Origin of the sequence: Corynebacterium sp. LK2537 (assembly GCF_040946485.1) — a bacterium.
In the GTDB taxonomy this organism is placed as follows: domain Bacteria; phylum Actinomycetota; class Actinomycetes; order Mycobacteriales; family Mycobacteriaceae; genus Corynebacterium.
The window spans coordinates 28,333-46,352 of sequence record NZ_JAYWLQ010000007.1 but is presented as its reverse complement, the minus strand read 5'-3'; the positions used below and the strand labels follow the sequence as shown (position 1 = coordinate 46,352).

General features: G+C 66.8%; 16 protein-coding genes. 10 read left to right on the top strand and 6 right to left on the bottom strand.

Annotated elements, in window-relative coordinates; translation table 11 throughout:
* The first annotated feature begins 5 nt into the window (after nt 1-5).
* Both VVS03_RS09565 and VVS03_RS09560 read left to right on the top strand, forming a co-directional pair.
* Nucleotides 6-779 carry an enoyl-CoA hydratase/isomerase family protein gene (locus tag VVS03_RS09565; protein WP_368520690.1) on the top strand — a complete coding sequence of 258 codons (774 nt, stop codon included), beginning with the start codon at nt 6-8 and terminating at the stop codon, nt 777-779.
* On the top strand, nt 780-1,619 hold the full coding sequence (locus VVS03_RS09560) for a 3-hydroxyacyl-CoA dehydrogenase family protein (RefSeq protein ID WP_368520691.1): 840 nt from the start codon (nt 780-782) through the stop codon (nt 1,617-1,619).
* 38 nt (nt 1,620-1,657) lie between these two features.
* Here the strand turns inward: VVS03_RS09560 and VVS03_RS09555 are convergent, their stop codons facing one another.
* Nucleotides 1,658-2,056: a PaaI family thioesterase gene (locus VVS03_RS09555; RefSeq protein ID WP_368520692.1), complete on the bottom strand. Its 399-nt coding sequence runs from the start codon at nt 2,054-2,056 to the stop codon at nt 1,658-1,660.
* An 86-nt stretch (nt 2,057-2,142) separates the two neighbouring features.
* Here VVS03_RS09555 and paaZ point away from each other — a divergent pair, with 86 nt between their 5' ends.
* The 6 genes from paaZ (at nt 2,143) to VVS03_RS09525 (ending at nt 11,419) form a co-directional block, all read left to right on the top strand.
* Nucleotides 2,143-4,251 carry a phenylacetic acid degradation bifunctional protein PaaZ gene (gene paaZ / locus VVS03_RS09550; RefSeq protein ID WP_368520693.1) on the top strand — a complete coding sequence of 703 codons (2,109 nt, stop codon included), beginning with the start codon at nt 2,143-2,145 and terminating at the stop codon, nt 4,249-4,251.
* Between the two features lie 44 nt (nt 4,252-4,295).
* Entirely contained in the window at nt 4,296-7,148 is a 2,853-nt protein-coding gene (gene leuS, locus VVS03_RS09545) for a leucine--tRNA ligase (protein WP_368520694.1), read from the top strand.
* 226 nt (nt 7,149-7,374) lie between these two features.
* Nucleotides 7,375-8,589, top strand: coding sequence for an ABC transporter substrate-binding protein (locus VVS03_RS09540; RefSeq protein WP_368520695.1), 1,215 nt, complete (start codon nt 7,375-7,377; stop codon nt 8,587-8,589).
* A 15-nt stretch (nt 8,590-8,604) separates the two neighbouring features.
* Nucleotides 8,605-9,711: a FecCD family ABC transporter permease gene (locus VVS03_RS09535; RefSeq protein WP_368520696.1), complete on the top strand. Its 1,107-nt coding sequence runs from the start codon at nt 8,605-8,607 to the stop codon at nt 9,709-9,711.
* A gap of 2 nt (nt 9,712-9,713) precedes the next feature.
* On the top strand, nt 9,714-10,472 hold the full coding sequence (locus tag VVS03_RS09530; protein ID WP_368520697.1) for an ABC transporter ATP-binding protein: 759 nt from the start codon (nt 9,714-9,716) through the stop codon (nt 10,470-10,472).
* Between the two features lie 77 nt (nt 10,473-10,549).
* Nucleotides 10,550-11,419, top strand: coding sequence for a hypothetical protein (locus VVS03_RS09525; protein WP_368520698.1), 870 nt, complete (start codon nt 10,550-10,552; stop codon nt 11,417-11,419).
* A gap of 169 nt (nt 11,420-11,588) precedes the next feature.
* Here VVS03_RS09525 and VVS03_RS09520 read toward each other — a convergent pair whose 3' ends face one another.
* Both VVS03_RS09520 and VVS03_RS09515 read right to left on the bottom strand, forming a co-directional pair.
* Nucleotides 11,589-12,344 (bottom strand): hypothetical protein, encoded by a 756-nt coding sequence (locus tag VVS03_RS09520; RefSeq protein WP_368534454.1) that lies wholly within the window; start codon nt 12,342-12,344, stop codon nt 11,589-11,591.
* Nucleotides 12,344-13,324: an MDR family oxidoreductase gene (locus tag VVS03_RS09515; RefSeq protein WP_409338338.1), complete on the bottom strand. Its 981-nt coding sequence runs from the start codon at nt 13,322-13,324 to the stop codon at nt 12,344-12,346. The genes VVS03_RS09520 and VVS03_RS09515 overlap by 1 nt, the downstream gene beginning before the upstream one ends.
* A gap of 124 nt (nt 13,325-13,448) precedes the next feature.
* Between VVS03_RS09515 and VVS03_RS09510 the strand changes: the two genes are divergently transcribed.
* The gene (locus VVS03_RS09510; RefSeq protein WP_368520701.1) at nt 13,449-14,009 is read left to right on the top strand and encodes a VanZ family protein; all 561 of its coding nucleotides are present in this window, start codon (nt 13,449-13,451) and stop codon (nt 14,007-14,009) included.
* Here the strand turns inward: VVS03_RS09510 and VVS03_RS09505 are convergent.
* Genes VVS03_RS09505 through VVS03_RS09495 form a run of 3 tightly spaced genes read right to left on the bottom strand, consistent with a single transcriptional unit; the run spans nt 14,006 to nt 16,841 of the window.
* A complete protein-coding gene (locus VVS03_RS09505) occupies nt 14,006-15,028 on the bottom strand; it encodes an FAD-dependent oxidoreductase (RefSeq protein ID WP_368520702.1) in 1,023 nt (340 codons plus the stop codon). The genes VVS03_RS09510 and VVS03_RS09505 overlap by 4 nt on opposite strands.
* Nucleotides 15,028-15,633 carry a response regulator gene (locus VVS03_RS09500; protein WP_368520703.1) on the bottom strand — a complete coding sequence of 202 codons (606 nt, stop codon included), beginning with the start codon at nt 15,631-15,633 and terminating at the stop codon, nt 15,028-15,030. The genes VVS03_RS09505 and VVS03_RS09500 overlap by 1 nt, the downstream gene beginning before the upstream one ends.
* A gap of 47 nt (nt 15,634-15,680) precedes the next feature.
* Nucleotides 15,681-16,841, bottom strand: coding sequence for a sensor histidine kinase (locus VVS03_RS09495; RefSeq protein WP_368520733.1), 1,161 nt, complete (start codon nt 16,839-16,841; stop codon nt 15,681-15,683).
* Between the two features lie 165 nt (nt 16,842-17,006).
* On the opposite strand from VVS03_RS09495, the gene VVS03_RS09490 reads away from it, so the two are divergent.
* Entirely contained in the window at nt 17,007-18,020 is a 1,014-nt protein-coding gene (locus VVS03_RS09490; RefSeq protein WP_368520704.1) for an ABC transporter permease, read from the top strand.

Genomic DNA, 18,020 nt, shown 5'->3' with positions numbered 1-18,020 from the left:
AAGACATGCCAGAAGCACTCGAGATCATCCCCGGTGACGGCTTCGTCACCGCCCGCTTAAACCGTCCGGAGGTTCGCAACGCCATCGATGAAACGATGGTCGCGGAGCTTCACGAGCTGTGCCAGCAGCTGGAAAACGATCCGCAAATTCTCATCCTGACCGGCTGCATAGCCGAAACCTCGAAGGGGCCGCGCGGGATCTTCGCCTCCGGGGCGGATATCGCGCAGCTGCGCGAGCGCCGCCGCGCCGACGCGCTGCGCGGCATCAACTCCGGCATCTTCGACCGGATCGCTAAGCTGCCCTCCCCGGTCATCGCGGCCATCGACGGCTTCGCCCTGGGCGGCGGGCTGGAGCTCGCCCTTGCCGCTGATTTCCGGCTGGCCACCCCGCGCGCCAAGTTCGGGCAGCCGGAGGCGGGTCTAGGCATCATCGCCGGCGCCGGCGCGCTCTGGCGACTCAAGGAGACCGTGGGCGCTCCCGTGGCCAAGGAAATCCTCCTGGCGGGACGCATCCTGAGCGGCGAAGAGGCGCACGCGCTGCACCTGGTCACGGAAATTCACGAGCCGGAAGAACTGGACGCGGCGGCCGCGGACTTGGCCGGGCGCATCGCGGCGCTCGACCCGCTGGCAGTGCGCCTAAGCAAGCAGCTCATGGACATGCCGGCGGCGGCCCACCCGGCCGTGGACAACATCGCCCAGGCCGTCCTTTTTGAATCCCCCGCCAAGTTCGACCGCATGCAAGCATTCCTCGACAAGAAGAACAAGAAGAAGGGCAAGTAAATGACTATCCCGAACAAAGTAGGCGTCCTGGGTGGCGGCCGGATGGGCGCGGGAATTGCGCACGCCTTCCTCGCCGCGGGCTCGGAAGTCACCGTCGTCGACATCAATGAAGACGCGGCCCAGGCCGCGCGGGAGCGGGTGGAAAAGGCCATCCGCGGCTCCCTTGACCGTGGCGCTGAAGGAAGCTTTGAATCCTGGGCCGAACGCCTGATCACCAGTACCGAGGTGGGCGACTTTGCCGGCTTTGAGCTGGTGGTCGAGGCGGTCCCGGAGTCCATGGAGCTCAAGCAGGAGGCCTTCGGGAATATCGCGAAGACCGCTCCGAAGGCGGTCATCGCCACCAACACCTCCTCGCTGTCCGTGACTGAGCTCGCCGCCACCGTGGACAACGACGTCATCGGCCTGCACTTTTTCAACCCGGTCCCAGCCTCCAAGCTGGTCGAGGTCGTGGTCGCCGAGTCCACCCCGGAGGTCTTGGTCGCCCAGTCCCGCGAATGGGTCGCAGGCCTGGGCAAGACGGCAGTGGTGGTCAAGGACGCGCCGGGTTTCGCCTCCTCCCGCCTGGGCGTGGCCATTGCCCTGGAAGCCATCCGCATGGTTGAGGAGGGCGTGGCCGAACCGCGCGACATCGACAACGCGATGGTCCTGGGCTACAAGTTCCCCATCGGCCCGCTGGAGCTGACCGACATCGTGGGTCTCGACGTGCGGCTGGGCATCGCGGAGTACCTGGAGTCCACCCTGGGCGAGCGCTTCGCCCCGCCGCAGCTGATGCGGGACATGGTCGCTCGCGGCGAGCTGGGCCGCAAGGCCGGCAAGGGTTTCTACGATTACTCCGAATAAGCCCGCACGGCACTTCGACTTGGTACCGGGTAACGGTGTTAGCGCTTGTCCACTACGGCGTTGGTGATGCGGGCGGTGCACAGCCGGGTGCCGGCTTCGTCCGTGATGACGATTTCGTGGCTGCAGAGCGTGCGGCCTAGCCGGATGGCCGTGGCGGTGGCCGTGACCAGTCCCTCCCGCCCGGAGGCGTGGTGGGTGGCGTTGAGATCCACGCCGACGGCCACTTTTCCCAAGGTAGAGGCGTGGATGACCGCGGCCCAGCTACCTACGGCCTCTGCGAGGCAGGCCATCGCCCCGCCGTGTAGGAGCCCGAAGGACTGGGTATTGCCGCTAACCGGCATGGTCGCCACCACTCGTTCGGGGGACTGTTCGATGACCTCGACGCCCATCTTCTTGTCCAGCTCGCCCAACTCGATTTCCCAAGGCTGGTTTTCCATCCTGACTCCTTCCACTGTGATGTGGGTTATACTACTCTCAAATACTGACCGACCGTTCGGCAACTAATGAAAGGATACTTTCTCCCGTGACTACCGCCAGCAACACTGTCTTTGACGCGACTACCCACAGCCCGGGCGTGGTTCCGAGTTACCTGAATGGTCAGTGGGTCACCCCCACTGATGTCGAAGGGGCCAAGGAGGTGCGCGACTCCTCCACCGGAGAACTCGTCGCCACGGTCTTCGCGGAAGGCCTCGACATCGCCGCCGCGGTTGACTACGCCCGCAGCACCGGCCGCGCCGGGATGCAGGAACTTACCATCCATGAGCGCGCCCTGAAGATTAAAGAGCTGGCGCTCTACCTGCAGGATCACAAGAAGGAGCTGAACGAACTGGCGCATGCCGCCGGCGCCAACAAGCGCGACAACTTCGTCGACATCGACGGCGGTATTTCTACGCTGTTTACCTTCTCTTCCAAGGGGCGCCGGGAGATGCCGAACTCGATGGTCGTCACGGACGGCGAGCCCGAGGTCTTCTCCCCCGACGGCAGCTTCATCGGCCGCCATATCTACACCTCCATTCCCGGCATCGCCGTGCAGATCAACGCCTTCAACTTCCCGGTCTGGGGCATGCTGGAGAAATTCGCACCGGCCTTCATCGCAGGCGTGCCGACCATCGTGAAGCCGGCGACCCCGACGGGTTACATCACCCAGGCCTGCGTCCGCCTGATGGTCGAGTCGGGGGTGCTGCCGGAAGGATCCATTCAGCTCATCTCCGGTTCCGCCCGCGACCTGTTGGACTACCTAGACTACCGCGACCACGTGGCGTTTACCGGCTCGGCGGACACCGCTCACAAGCTGCGCAGCCACGCCAACGTCATCGAGGGCGGGGTGCAGTTCAGCGCCGAGGCGGACTCGCTCAACGCGGCCATCCTCGGCACGGATGCCACCGGGGACTCGCCCGAGTTCACCGCCTACGTCAAGGCCGTCTTCGGGGAGATGACCTCGAAGGCCGGGCAGAAGTGTACGGCCATCCGCCGCGCCATTGTGCCGCACCAGCTGGTCGAGCCTTTCATCGCCGCGCTGTCGCAGCGCTTGGACGATAAGGTCGTCGTGGGTGACCCCCGCGAGGAAGGCTCCACCATGGGCCCGCTGGTCTCCGTGGAGCAGCGCGACGACGTCGCCGCAGCCGTCGGCGCCCTGGAAAACGCCGGCGGCGAAGTGGTCTACGGCGGCGCGGACAAGCTGGAGGGCGCGTTTTTCGCCCCGACCATCCTGAAGTTCGCGGACGCGAAGAATCCCACGGTGCACTCCACTGAGGCCTTCGGCCCGGTCGTTTCCGTCCTGGGCTACGAGACCGTCGACGAGGCCGTCGAGCTGGCAGCACTGGGTGCGGGTTCCCTGGTGGCCTCCGTCGTGACCCACGACCCGGAGCTGGCCACGCAATACGGGCGGGGCATCGCGGCCCACCACGGCCGCCTGCACTTCCTGGACCGCGACGACGCGAAGACCTCCACGGGCCACGGCTCTCCCCTGCCCCACCTCATCCACGGTGGACCGGGTCGCGCGGGCGGCGGCGAGGAGCTCGGCGGCGTGCGCGGCATCAAGCACTTCATGCAGCGCACCGCCGTCCAGGGCACGCCGGATCACCTCACGGCCGTCACGGGCCAGTGGCACCGCGGCGCCCAGGTCAACCGGGTCACCCGTGCGGACGTGGAATCCGGGAAGGGCACCCACCCGTTCCGCAAGGACCTCGCCACGCTGCGCATCGGTGACCAGTTCGCCTCGGATCTACGGAAGGTCACCCTGGAGGACATCACCGCCTTCGCGGAGTCGACCGGGGACACCTTCTACGCGCACACGAACGAGGAGGCCGCCACTGCCAACCCCTTCTTCCCGCGCCGGGTCGCCCACGGCTACCTGCTGGTCTCCTGGGCCGCCGGCCTGTTCGTCGAGCCGGCCCCGGGCCCGGTCCTGGCCAACTACGGCCTGGAGAACCTGCGGTTTATCACCCCGGTCACCTACGACGACTCCATCCGAATCGAGCTGACCGCCAAGCAGATCACCCCGCGCGTGACCGATGACTACGGCGAGGTTCGCTGGGACGCCGCGCTCTACAACCAGGAGGATGAGCTGGTCGCTTCCTACGACGTGCTGACCCTGGTGGAGAAGGAAGAGACCATCTATGCCACGGTTTAACCTAAACTGACACCGCTAACCTGCGGCGACTACACTAAGTGCCTATGACTAACCCGAGTGATTCCACGGATACTACCGCGCACCGCTATACGCCGGAACTGGCTAACCAGATTGAGAAGACCTGGCAGCAGTACTGGGCAGATAATGGCACTTTTAACGCGCCGAACCCGACCGGCGACCTGGCTACGGATGGCGAGTTGCCGGCGGAAAAGCTCAACGTGCAGGACATGTTCCCCTACCCCTCCGGGGCGGGGCTGCACGTGGGCCACCCGCTGGGTTATATCGCTACGGACACCTTCGCCCGCTACAACCGCATGCTGGGCAAGAACGTGCTGCACACTCTGGGTTATGACGCCTTCGGCCTGCCGGCTGAGCAGTACGCCATCCAGACGGGCACGCACCCGCGGACGACCACGATGGCCAACATTGACAACATGCGTCGGCAGCTGGGCGCCCTGGGCCTGGGCCACGACCCGCGCCGCAGCGTGGCCACCACGGATCCGGAGTTTTACAAGTGGACGCAGTGGATCTTCCTGCAGATTTACAACGCCTGGTTCGATGAGGAGCAGGGTAAGGCCCGCCCGATTTCGGAGCTGATCCAGGAGCTGGAGGCGAACAAGCGCACCACCAAGGACGGGCGCTACTACGAGGATCTCACCGCGGCGGAAAAGGCCGAGGCGGTGGACGAGTTCCGCCTGGTCTACCTGTCGAATTCCACGGTGAACTGGTGCCCGGGCCTGGGCACCGTGCTGGCCAACGAGGAGGTGACCGCGGACGGCAAGTCCGAGCGCGGTAACTTCCCGGTCTTCCGCAAGAACCTGAAGCAGTGGATGATGCGCATTACCGCGTACTCGGACCGGCTGCTCGACGACTTGGAGCTGTTGGACTGGCCGGAGAAGGTCAAGTCCATGCAGCGCAACTGGATCGGCCGCTCCCGCGGCGCGGACGTGAACTTCACCGCGGAGGGCCAGGAGATCACCGTCTTCACCACCCGCCCGGACACCCTGTTCGGCGCGGAATACGTGGTGCTGGCGCCGGAGCACGAGCTGGTCGACCACCTGCTGTCCCCCATCCCTTACGACGACGACATCGATGAGCGCTGGACCTACGGCCACGATGACCCGAAGGAGGCCGTGGAGGCCTACCGCGAGGACATCGCCGCGAAGTCCGACCTGGAGCGCCAGGAAAACAAGGACAAGACCGGCGTCTTCCTGGGTACCTATGCCACCAACCCGGTCTCCGGGAAGCAGGTCCCGATCTTCATCGCGGACTACGTCCTGACGGGCTACGGCACCGGCGCCATCATGGCGGTCCCGGCCCACGACATCCGTGACTACGAGTTCGCGCAGACCTTCGGCCTGCCGATCACGGAGGTCGTTAGCGGCGGCGACGTCAGCACCGAGGCGTGGACCGAGGACGGCACCCTGGTCAATTCGGCTAACGATGCCGGGCTGGATCTCAACGGCCTGGACAAGAAGGCCGCCATCGCCCGCACCATTGCCTGGCTGGAAGAGACCGGCAAGGGCGCGGAGAAGATCCAGTACAAGCTGCGCGACTGGCTGTTTGCCCGCCAGCGCTACTGGGGCGAACCGTTCCCGATCGTCTACGACGCGGACGGCCACGCCCACGCCCTGCCGGAGTCCATGCTGCCGGTCGAGCTGCCGGAGGTAGAGGACTACGCGCCGGTCTCCTTCGATCCGGAGGATCGCAACTCGGAGCCGCAGCCGCCGCTGGCCAAGGCCCGCGAGTGGGTCGAGGTCGAGCTGGACCTGGGCGACGGCCCGCAGACTTACTACCGCGACACCAACGTCATGCCGCAGTGGGCCGGGTCCTCCTGGTACCAGCTGCGCTACGTGGATCCGACCAACGACGAGCAGTTCTGCGACCTCGAGAACGAGCGTTACTGGACCGGCCCGCGCCCGCAGGAGCACGGCGCCAACGATCCGGGCGGCGTCGACCTGTACGTCGGCGGCGTGGAGCACGCCGTGCTGCACCTGTTGTACTCCCGTTTCTGGCACAAGGTGCTCTACGACTTGGGCTTTGTCAGCTCCAAGGAGCCGTACCGCCGCCTGTTCAACCAGGGCTATATCCAGGCCTATGCCTACACGGATTCCCGCGGCGTTTACGTCCCGGCCACCGAGGTCGAGGAGAAGGACGGCAAGTTCTACTACAACGGCGAAGAGGTCAACCAGGAATACGGCAAGATGGGCAAGTCCCTGAAGAACGCCGTCGCCCCGGATGACATCTGCCGCGACTTCGGCGCGGACACCCTGCGCGTTTACGAGATGTCGATGGGCCCGCTGGACACCTCCCGCCCGTGGGCGACCAAGGACGTGGTGGGTGCGCAGCGCTTCCTGCAGCGCCTGTGGCGCCTGGCCGTCAACGAGGAGACGGGTGAGCTGGCGGCTACCGATGCCGCCCTGACCGAGGACGATCTGAAGGCCCTGCACCGCACCATCGCGGGCGTGCGCGACGACTACGAGAACCTGCGCCTGAACACCGTCGTGGCCAAGCTGATCGAGTACGTCAACTACCTGACCAAGGCCTACTCGGACGGCGCGCCGCGGCAGGCCGTGGAGCCCATCGCCCAGATGGTCTCCCCGGTCGCCCCGCACATCGCGGAGGAGATCTGGCGCCGCTTCGGCCACGCAGAGACCATCACCTTCGAGCCCTTCCCGGCCTACGAGGACAAGTACCTGGTGGACGATGAGATCGAGGTCCCGGTCCAGATCAACGGCAAGGTCAAGTCCCGCATCCACGTCGCCGCCGATGCCGACCAGGACACCGTTCTGGCCGCCGCCTCCGCCGACGCGAAGATCGCAGATCTGATTAGCGGCAAGAACGTGGTCAAGCAGATCTACGTGCCCGGCCGTATGGTCAACCTCGTCGTGAAGTAGCGGGGAGTCTCCACTAGGGAGACGGGCGGATACTTCCTTTTGGGGTAATCCGCCCGAAAACCCGCGGTGAGGTGGGGTGATCCCGCCGCGGGTGAACTGCGGGGACCGCTCGGAGGGCTTGTTTAGGGCAGGGTCGCCTAAAATATTTTGATGCCCACCCTCAGAGGACTAAGGTTAAGCTGTCCTTGCTTACATGCTTATTACTCTGAAAGGGTTCCAGCACATCATGAAGAAAATCCTGGCCGCTGTCGCGGCGTCTGCGCTGATCTTCGGCGCAGCGGGCTGTTCTAGCGACTCTGCCGACAACGGCTCCACCGGGTCGAATGGCTCGAATGGAGCTTCTCAAGTAAACCAAGACGGCAAGAAGGTGGAGAACGCGGCCCTGACGGTCCACGACGCCGCCGGACGCACCGTCGAATTCGCGGAACAGCCGGAGCGCATCATCCTGGCGGAAGGCCGCAACACCTTCGTCACCTCGATCCTGCAAGACGACCCGTTCAAAAACGTCGTCGCCTTCGGCTCGGACCTGACCAAGGCCGCGCCGAAGTTCGAAGAAAAGCTGTACGAGCTGAACCCGGCGGCCAAGGACCTGCCGGAGATCGGCAACATCGCCAAGGGTGACGTGACCGTGGAAAACCTGCTGGCGCAGGACCCGGACGTCGTCGTCATGTCCCTGGACCACAAGGAGGGCGCGGAAAAGACCGGCTTCCTGGACGACCTGGACAAGGCCGGCATCACCTACGTCTTCACCGACTTCCGCCAGAAGCCGCTGGAGAACACCACCACCTCCGTGAAGCTGCTGGGCGACCTGCTGGGTGAGACCGAGCGCGCCGAGAAGTTCAACGAGTTCTACGACGGCAAGGTCAAGGAAATCACCGACCGGATCGCCGACGTTAAGGACGAGGACCGTCCGGAGGCGCTGGTCTGGACCGCCGCCGGCATGATGGACTGCTGCTCCGTCTCCGCGGACAAGAACTTCGGCGCCCTGCTGGACGCGCTGCACGCCAAGAACCTGGGCGAGGACATCACCTCGGCCGAGAACAACACCCTGACCGCCGAGAAGATGATCGAGATGCAGCCGGAGAACCTCATCGTCACCGGCGGCGAGTGGTCCGACGAGACGGACAAGACTCCGGACGTGCGCCACGTCCAGCTGGGCTATCAGTCCAGCCCGGAAAAGGCGCAGGAGACCCTGGACGGCCCGCTGGAGACCCAGGGCCTGGACCTGCTGGAAGCCCCGAAGAACGACAAGTACTTCGCCGTCTACCACCAGTTCTACGACAACCCGTTCAACGTCTTCGCCCTGGAGGCCTTCGCGAAGTGGCTCTACCCGGAGAAGTTCCAGGACATGGACGCGGCCCAGGACTTTGAGGACTTCCACAAGGACTGGCTGCCGTTCGACTACTCGGGCGCCTTCTTCGCCCAGAACCAGGACAACTAACCTGCGATGGCGTTAATGCAAGCAACAGACGCAACTGGTCACCGCCCGGCCCAGCCTGTCACGAGCGAGGAGAACGCGGGGCTGAAGCAACTGGCCATCAAGGACTACCGCTCGCGGGGGCGCCGGAAGGTGGTGGCCATCGTCGGGCTGTTCTTGCTCGCCTTCGTCGCCTTCGTCGTGGCGACCATCGTCGGCCCCATCGACCTGAGCGTCCACGATCTCTTCCTGGCGCTGACCGGCTCCGACGGGGTGGATCAACGCACGCACACGGTGCTGTGGCAGCTGCGCCTGCCGGCTTCTGTCATGGCGCTGCTGGTCGGCGCGGCCCTCGGCCTGTCCGGGGCCTTCATGCAGACCATCCTGGATAACCCCCTGGCCGAGCCTTTCACCCTGGGCATTTCCGCGGCGGCGGCCTTCGGCGCGGCGTTTTCCATCGTGATGGGCTGGACCATCTTGGCCAACCCGCAGTTCAACCTCGCGCTGCTGACCTCCGTCTCGGCGCTGCTGGCGGTCGTCGTCGTGGCCGCGGCATCCCTCTGGCGGGGCGCCAGCGCGGAGGTCATGATCTTGCTGGGCATCGCTCTGTCCTTCTTCTTCCAGGCCCTGCTGTCGCTGATGCAATACGGCGCCTCCACGGAAGCTTTGCAACAGATCGTCTTCTGGACCATGGGCTCCATGCAGCGGGCCAACTGGACCTCCAATGGCATCATCGGCGTGGTCCTGCTCCTGGCCCTCCCCTACGCGGCCGCCAGCGCGTGGAAGCTCACGGCGCTGCGCCTGGGCGACGACCGGGCGGCATCGTTGGGCGTTAACGTCAAGGCCCTGCGGATTGCGACCCTGGTGGTCGCCTCGGTCTTGGCCGCCGCGGCCGTGGCCTTCGCCGGGATCATCGGCTTCATCGGCCTGGTGGGCCCGCACATCGCCCGCATGCTGGTGGGTGAGGACCAGGCCTTCTTCCTGCCCGCCTCGGTCGCCTCCGGCGCGGTCCTGATGACCGTGGCTTATGCGGTCTCCATCTCGATCGTGCCCGGCGTCGCCATCCCAATCGGCATCATCACTGCCCTGGTGGGCGTGCCCTTCTTCGTTTTCCTCATCTTCTCGCGGCGGAAGGGAAGGAGCTAACCATGGCAATCACGGTTGAAAACCTCACTTTCCGCTACGGCAAGCACACCATCTTGGACGGCATGTCCTTCGGGCCGCTGAAGGAAGGCCGGGTAACCGGGCTGCTGGGCCCGAACGCGGCCGGCAAGTCCACGCTGCTCAACACCATCGCCGGGCTCAAGCAGCCGGCGGACGGCCAGGTGCACCTGACCCGCGGGGAAACCGAGTTGGGCAAGAAAGAGCGCCGCACGGCTATCGGCTACGTGCCCCAGGACATCCTGTCCACCGCCTCTCTCACGGCATTCGAAAGCCTCATGGTCACCGCCCGGCGCAGCCACCGCCCCGGGGTCGAGCCCGTCCAGGCCAGCGCCGACACCCTTGAGCTGCTCGGCATCACCTACCTGGCCGACCGCCTGGTCTCCCAGATGTCCGGCGGCCAGCGCCAGCTGGTCAGCGTCGCGCAGGTCTTGGTGGGCAACCCCGACATCCTGTTGCTGGACGAGCCGACCTCCGCGCTGGACCTGCGCCACCAGATCAAGCTCCTCAAGGTGGTGCGCGGCACCGTGGCCGACGGCGCGCGCCAAGCCGTCGTGGCCATCCACGACGTGAACCTGGCCGCTCGCTACTGCGACGACCTGCTGGTCATCAAGGGCGGCAAGGCCCTGGCCCACGGCACCCCGGCCGAGGTGCTCACGCCGGAGCTCATCGCCGAGGTCTACGGCATCGAGTCCACCATCCTGGATGACGCCGGGACCCCGGTCATCTGCCCGGTGTCGGCCTAGGCCTCCCGGCGGGCCCGCGGGCGCTAGCCAAGACGCGCTTACACTGGAAGGCATACCACTCGTTCAAGGAGGTTTGTATGTCTGAATTGCTCGTCTTGCTGCACCAGAAGGAAGAAATCGTGGCCGTGGATACTGCGACGGGATCCGCGCGCACGGTGGTGGAAAGCACCGGCGGTGGGCCCGACGGTATCGCGTTGGCCGAAGGATATATCTTCTACTCCACGATGGGCACCCCGCGCCCCAACGGCACCCAGGAGGGGGATTATTCCTCCCCGGACGGCGGCATCCACCGCGTCGCCTTCGACGGCACCGCCGCCACCGGCCCGGTCGAAGACCTCGTCGCTACGGATGACGCGCGCTTTACCACCGGCAAGCAACTGATTTACGCCGACGGCGCGCTCTACGTGGGCGACCGCGAAGGCCACAAGGTCTGGCGGGTGACTGACCCGGCGGGCGCTGCCCAGCTGGAGCAGCTAGTGGCCACCGACCCCGCCGGCAGCTGGCGGACCACCCCGGTCGGCGTGGCCGTGCACGACGGCACGCTGTACTGGACGCAAAAGGGCCCGTCGAAGGGCGGCCACGGCAGCATCCACGCCGCCGAACTAACGCAGCTGGGCGCCGACGCCGTCGATCCGGGAAGCACCCTGGTGGACGGCCTGCCCGAGCCCATCGATCTGGCCGTGGTGGGCGACTATATGTACTGGACCGACCGCGGCGCGGAGCCGGACGGCAACTCCCTCAACCGCGCTCCCCTGGCGGATCTGAGCCAGGTCGAGGTCGTGGTGCGCGGCCTGCACGAGGCCATCGGGCTGGCCCTGGACCCGGCAGGCTCCGCGGTCTGGGTCAGCGACCTGTCCGGCACCATCTACCGCGTCGACACCGAAACATCCGAGGCCACGGCCGTCGCCCACCTGGATACCCCGGCCACCGGCATCGTCTTCGTCTAACCAGCCGACCCACGAGGAGGCCGGCTGGGCTACGGGGACGCCGGCTGGCCCGCGAGGGCAGGAAAAATTTTCAATCGATCTTGTTCCTTTTGTAGAAAAGCGCAAACTTAGACAGTTAAGTTTTCGTGTTTTTCGAAAAGGGACAAGATCTCATGCAACAACAGCGGGCTTAGCGAGCCAGGGCGGTCTCCCAGAAGCCGGCAGAAGCCAGCATGCAGGCCGCGCCGAAGAAGACCTGGCCCTCCTCCGGAACCTCGCCGGTCAGTAGCAGTGGGAGGTTGCCCGCCGGGGTGGCCAGGGTAGCGACTACGAATTCGTTGCCGGTCAGCTGGTTGGTGCGCTTCTGCGCGCTGCGGATGACCCCGCCGAGGCGGGCGAAGGGGTTGACATTGCCCGGGTGGAAGTCGCGGTAGAAACGCTCGGTCGACGGCGAATAGAGCATGGACGGCTCGGCGGCATCGTAGGCGTCTTTGGACTCGCGCCAGCTTTCCACCGAGTCGTACAGCGTGTAGTCGGTGCCGGCCGCGGCCATGCGTAGCTCGGTGGCGCGCAGCTTGCGCCCGCCCGCAGGATTGCCGGCGGGCAGGGCGAAGGCCTCGTCCGAGGCGGCGGCGAACTGGTTGAAGACTTCCCCGTCGCCGGCGCGGCGTAGCTCCACCAGCGACAGGTAGGGGCTGACGCGGTAGGTGGACGCGTCGACCGTGTTGTCGGAGCGGAAGCCCGGCAGGGTGGCCCATTCGCCCTCGTACTGCAGCGCGGTCATGCGCGCGCCGGACGGATCCTGGTAGGTCATGGCGGCGTCGAAGCCGTCTACCGGGATGGTCCGCTGCCCCGGGGCCTTTTGGATGAGCTCCAGCAGCTCGTCGAAATCACCGAATTCGAAACCCAGGGCGGCATAGACCTGGGCCATGGCCTCCTCGCCCATTAGAGCTCCACCACCGTGCGGCCGTGGCGGGTGCCTGCCAACAGGGCCTCGCCCGCGTCGGCGACCTTATCGATGCCGATGGTCGCCGTCAGGCTGTCGAGGACCTCGACCGGCAGCTTGTCTGCCAGCAGGTCCCAGGCGCGCTGGCGGTAATCCAGCGGGGCGTCGACCGAGTTCACGCCGGCCAGGATGACGTTGCGCAGAATGAACGGCAGCACGGTGGTCTCCAGCTTGGGGCTGGCGGCCATGCCCGTGGAGGCGACCACGCCGCCCCAGGTGACCTGGGCCAAGACGTTGGCCAGCACGTGGGAGCCGGCGGTATCCACCGCGCCGGCGAACCGGGCCTTCTGCAGCGGCTTGCCGGTCTCCGAAAACTCCGCGCGGTCCAGCACCTCGTCCGCGCCGAGGCGGCGCAGGTAGTCGCCGTGCTCTTCCACGCGGCCGGTCAGGGCGGTGACGGAAAAGCCCAGCTGCTTGAGCAGCACGACCGCAATCGAACCCACGCCGCCGGTAGCGCCCGTGACCAGGATCCGCGGCGAATCCTCCGGAGAAAGACCGTGGTCCAGCAGGGAGTTCACGCAGAGCGCGGCCGTGTAGCCGGCCGTGCCGATGGCCGCGGCCTGGGCCAAGCTGAAGGCCTCCGGGACGGCGACGGTGGCCTCCGCGCGCACGCGCTGGCGGTCGGTGTAACCGCCGTGGCGGAACTCGCCCAGGCCGTCGCCGTTGCAGACGACCTGGTCGCCCGGGTTGAAGCGCTCCGAGTCTGACTCTTCCACGGTGCCGACCACGTCGATGCCGGGAACCAGCGGGTTGGTGCGCATCACGCCCTTGTCCCCGTGAAGCGCCATGGCGTCCTTGTAGTTCAGGGAAGAGTGGCTGACTGCGACTACGACGTCACCTTCGGTGTTGACCGAGCTCTGCTCGGAATCCTGCGAGTGTTGGACGGAGCCGTCATCGTTGCGAGTTACCCAAATAGTCATGTCCGCCATGTTATGCGCCCCACGGCTAAACTGCATTGTTAGAACCGACACCCTCGGGGAGGACTCAGGTTCCTGCCAGTGTCTCCCCTCCCGATTAGCAGGGCGGGTGGCTACGGTAGAGGACATGTCAGCCAACTACCGCCTCGCCGTTGCCGAGCCCACCGCCGCTCGGCCGCGTCGTGCTGGGCGCGGGCGGATGGCCCTCAGCTTCGCTGTCATCCTCGCGATGGTGGGGCTGGTGACCTTGGCCAAGCCGTGGATCGAAATCCCCGGCCTTATTAACGGTTCGGCGCACGCGATCCGCAGCCTGGATCTGCAATTCCTGGATGGCTGGGAGACCCCGCCCATCTGGTACGGGCCGTACACCAATACCTTCGGCAATATCTTGCTGTTCGTGCCGGTGGGCGCCGCCTTCTACACGCTGACGCGCGGCACCGGCCGGGCGGTGCTATTGGGCCTGGCCACCAGCCTGAGCATCGAAATCATCCAGTACATCTTCGCCCTCGGCTACAGCGACGTCGACGACCTGCTGTTCAACACCATCGGCGCAGCACTCGGCGGCATCTGGTTCGCCCGTTGCGACCACGCGGCCCGGACCCGCCTGTTGTGGCGCCTGACGCTGATAGGCGCCATCGTCACCGCGTTGATGCTCGCCGCCTTGGGCTTTACCTTCCTGCGCGGCTAAGCGCGGACGATCTTCTCGACCGCGGCGGCGGTCTGCTTAGCAAACGGCGAGACCCCCGTGATGGTGGCCGAGCCGGGGCCGGTCCAGCTGCCGTAACCCACCAGGAAAAGGCCGGGCACCTGGGCCTTGCCCTCGGCGACCAGGTGCCGGATGGGACCCAGGGCCGGGCGGAAGCCCGTGCACCAGATGAGGTGGTCGTGGTCGAGCTCGTCCAGCCGTCCGAAGATGGGTTGGGCGACCAGGCGCCCGGCATCGCGCGCCGCCTTGACCGGCGGGACCATGACGATATCGCCGAGGGAAGACTCCGAACCCGGATCGGGGCGGCCCTCCTTCTGGGCCAGCAGCCGCGCGCGGCTGTGGTGGAAGAGATCCCGGCCGTCGATGTTGTCCGGCATCCAGCGCGGCGGCCGGTGCGTAAACCAGTCCACTTGGGCCGCAGTGTCCAGCAGGTCCGCAGCAATTTGCGCGCCGGAATTGGCCCCGCCCACCACGGCCACGCGCGCGCCGGCAAAGGGGGAAGCACCCGGGTACCACGCCGAATGCCACTGCTTGCCGCGGAAGTGCCCGGGATAAAAAGGGATAAACGGGCTGGACCACGTGCCGGTCGCGGCCACGACGGTGCGGGCGGCAACCGTCGGGGCATCGCCGCCGCGGAGGGCCACCACGAAATGATCCCTGGCGTCCTCACTGTGGTTATCCCCGTGGCCCTCGCCGTGGTGGTCGACCCGCGTGACGGTGACCGGGCGGATTACCGGCAGGTCGTAGCGCTTTTCGTAGGCGCGCAGGTAGTCCACCACGTGGCTGGCCGGCGGGTAGCCGGGGTAGGCGGGCATCGGCATGCCCGGCAGGTTCGAGGCCGTCGCCGGGCTGAACAGGTGCAGCGAATCCCAGGTGTGCTGCCAGGCCCCGCCCGGGGCGGGCTCGGCGTCGAGGATGCGGAAATCGAGGCCGCGCTTGCGCAGGTAGTAGCCGCAGGCGAGCCCGGATTGCCCGCCGCCGATAACGAGACAGTCCAGCATTAGATGAGCTTCAATTCCTGCGCCCGGTGGATGGCCGCGGTGCGGGTGTCCACGCCTAGCTTCTGATAGATGTGAATCAGGTGCGTTTTCACCGTCGCCACGGAGATAAACAGCTGGCTGGCCAGCTCCTTGTTGGACACGCCCGTGGCCAGCGCGCGCAAGATCTCAATCTCCCGGGCCGACAGCGCCTGCTGCCCGCGGCCCAGCCGGTCGGCGAGCATCCCGGCGACCTCCGGGGACAGCGTGCGGCGCCCGGCGGCCGTGTCCAGCACCGCCTGGTGGAGCTCCTCTTCCGGCGAGTCCTTCAACAGGTAACCGCGGGCGCCGGCCTCCAAGGCGGCGACGATATCGGCCTCCGTGTCATAGGTGGTCAGGATGAGCACCGGCGGCCCGCCGCGCTCCACCACCCGCTGGGTGGCTGTAATACCGTCCACGCCGGGCATCTGGATATCGCAGACGATGACCTCCACCTGCGGGTCTAAGTCATCGACCGCGGAGCCGTCCGCGCCCTCGGCCACGACCTCGATGTCGTCGAAGCTGTCCAAAATGGCGCGCAGGCCCGCGCGGACCACGGGGTGATCATCAATCAGCATCACTGCCACCATGGTGCTCGTCCTCCTCGTCTAATCGTGCGTCCGCGTCCGGAGCGCTCCTACTGTGTGCCCGTTTCTGCCGGGCCGGGGCGCTGGGACTCGGCCGCGTGCTGGCTGGTCAGGGGAATGCAGACTGCCAGGGCGGTGCCGGCGGCGCCGGTGGATTCTAGGCTCAGGCTACCTCCTAAGTCCTCCACGCGGCGGGCCAGCCCGCGCAGCCCGTAGCCGAAGCGCCCGTCGGTCCCGTCGCCGTCATCGACGACGTCGACGGTCACGGCGTCCGCAAACAACCCCAGGGTGACCACGGCGCGGGAGGCGTGGGCGTGCTTGACCACGTTGTTGAGGCCCTCCTGCACGCAGCGCAGGGCGGCGGAGAAGACCGGCTCCGGCAGGGCGGCGGCCTGGCCGTGGGTATGCAGCTCAAAGGTGGTGAGCTCCCCCAGCGCCTGGCCCCGCCGGCGCATCCGCGCCAGCACCTCGGCGGCGGCCTCCGGGAGAGGGCGGGCGGACTCCGGCGCCGTCAGATCCCGCACGAAGCGCCGGGCCTCGGCCAGGTTTTCGCGGGCCACGGACTCGATGGTGGACAGGCCCTCCTGCGCGCTGCCCGGGGCCTGCGCGCGGGTCGCACGGGCCAGCAGCACGATGGAGTTCAGCCCCTGGGCCACGGTGTCGTGGATTTCCCGGGATAGGCGCTCGCGCTCCTCCAGCCGGCCGGCCTGGTGCTCCGCGGCGGCGAGCTCCTCGCGCGTGGCCCGCAGCTGCTCGGCCACCTTCCGGTGGTGATCCGCCTCCCGCGCCAGGGCCCGGTAGGAGTAGTAGATGGCCACGGCGAACAGCGTGCCGATAGCCGGCCCGATGGCCGCGGCCACCGTCCAATCCGCCGGGTGGAGCCAGGCCGGCACGAAGGCCGCCACTGCCCAGGCGCCCGCCACCGCTATCAGGCCGGGCGCGGTGGGCAGCAGGTGCAGGTACAGAAAGGCCAGCGGGAATTCCAGCCACAAAAAGTCCGGCGTGTGGACGACCAACCCGAGCCACAACATGGTCACCAGCACCAACCAGGTATACCGGGTGGCCCGGCGCAGCGGCACGCCCCGCTTTTCCTGCCAGGTGCCGGCGACGTAGACCACGGCCAACACCCCGGCCAACAGGACGGCGCGGTAGTCCAAGCGCCCGTCCACGCCGGCGCGCAGCACGCCGAAGCCCAGCAGGAAGGCGAACATGACGTGCAGGCCCACGCGCAGCCCACTCAATACGGAGTCGAAACCAAACCTCACAGCGATCCAAGCTAGTCGGGCGGGAGGTTGATTTTCATCAACCAGTCGGTTGACTGGCAAATCAACCGCCGCCCCGATTACTTTCTGAGCTGGGCAAACCATGATGAAGGTATGTTCTTAGCACTTCGAGATATCGTTTATGCCCGCGGCCGGTTCGCGCTGATGACCGCCGTCGTCGGGCTCATCACCCTATTGCTCGTCATGCTGAGCGGACTCACCGGCGGCCTCAGTAAGCAAAACACCTCCGCCCTGGAGGCGCTCGATCCGGCCGGCGTGGTCTTCAGCAGCGACGAGCCCTCCTTCAGCGACTCCCAGATCGACCGGGCCTTCGCCGCCGACTACCCCGGCGCCACCGCCCTGGGAGTAAGCCAAACCCGGATCGCCTCCGGTGACGAGGCCGGCACCGTTGCGGTGATGGGCCTGCCCGAAGGCAGCCTCGTCCCCGGCACCGAGACCCCAGTGAAAACCGGGCAGTTGCAACTGTCCGAGACGGCCGCGGAAGATATCGCCGCCTCCGCCGGGGAGATGCTCCAGGTAGGCGGGGAGGACGCCCGGGTCGCCGGGACCGTCCCGGACGAGTTCTACTCCCACTCCCCCGTCGCCTGGACCACCACGCAGACCTGGCGCGAGGTCGCGCACGCCCCGCAGGACGTCGTTGGCACCGTCCTTTTGACTGAGGACGCCGACGCGCCGGGCGCGGTCTCCCTGAAGGAGGCACTCGGCGGGCTGGCCAGCTACCAGTCGGAGCGCGGCTCGCTGCTGACCATGCAGGGATTCCTCTACGCCATCTCCGCGCTGGTGACCGTCGCCTTCCTGACCGTGTGGACCATCCAGCGCACCCGCGACCTGTCCATCCTGCGCGCACTCGGCGCCGACGGTTCCTACCTCCGCCGCGACGCGCTCGGCCAGGCCGCCGTGGTCCTGGGGCTGGGCACCGTCCTCGGCGCCGTCGTGGGCTGGGGCCTGGGCGAAGCCGCCGCCCAAGCGCTGCCGTTCGAACTGTCCATCAACACCGTGCTGGTGCCCGCCGTGGGCATCTGGCTGCTCGGCCTGGCGGGCGCGGCACTGGCTACCCGCAAGGTCTCCCGTACCGATCCGATGCTGGCTCTAGGAGGGGCTGCCTAA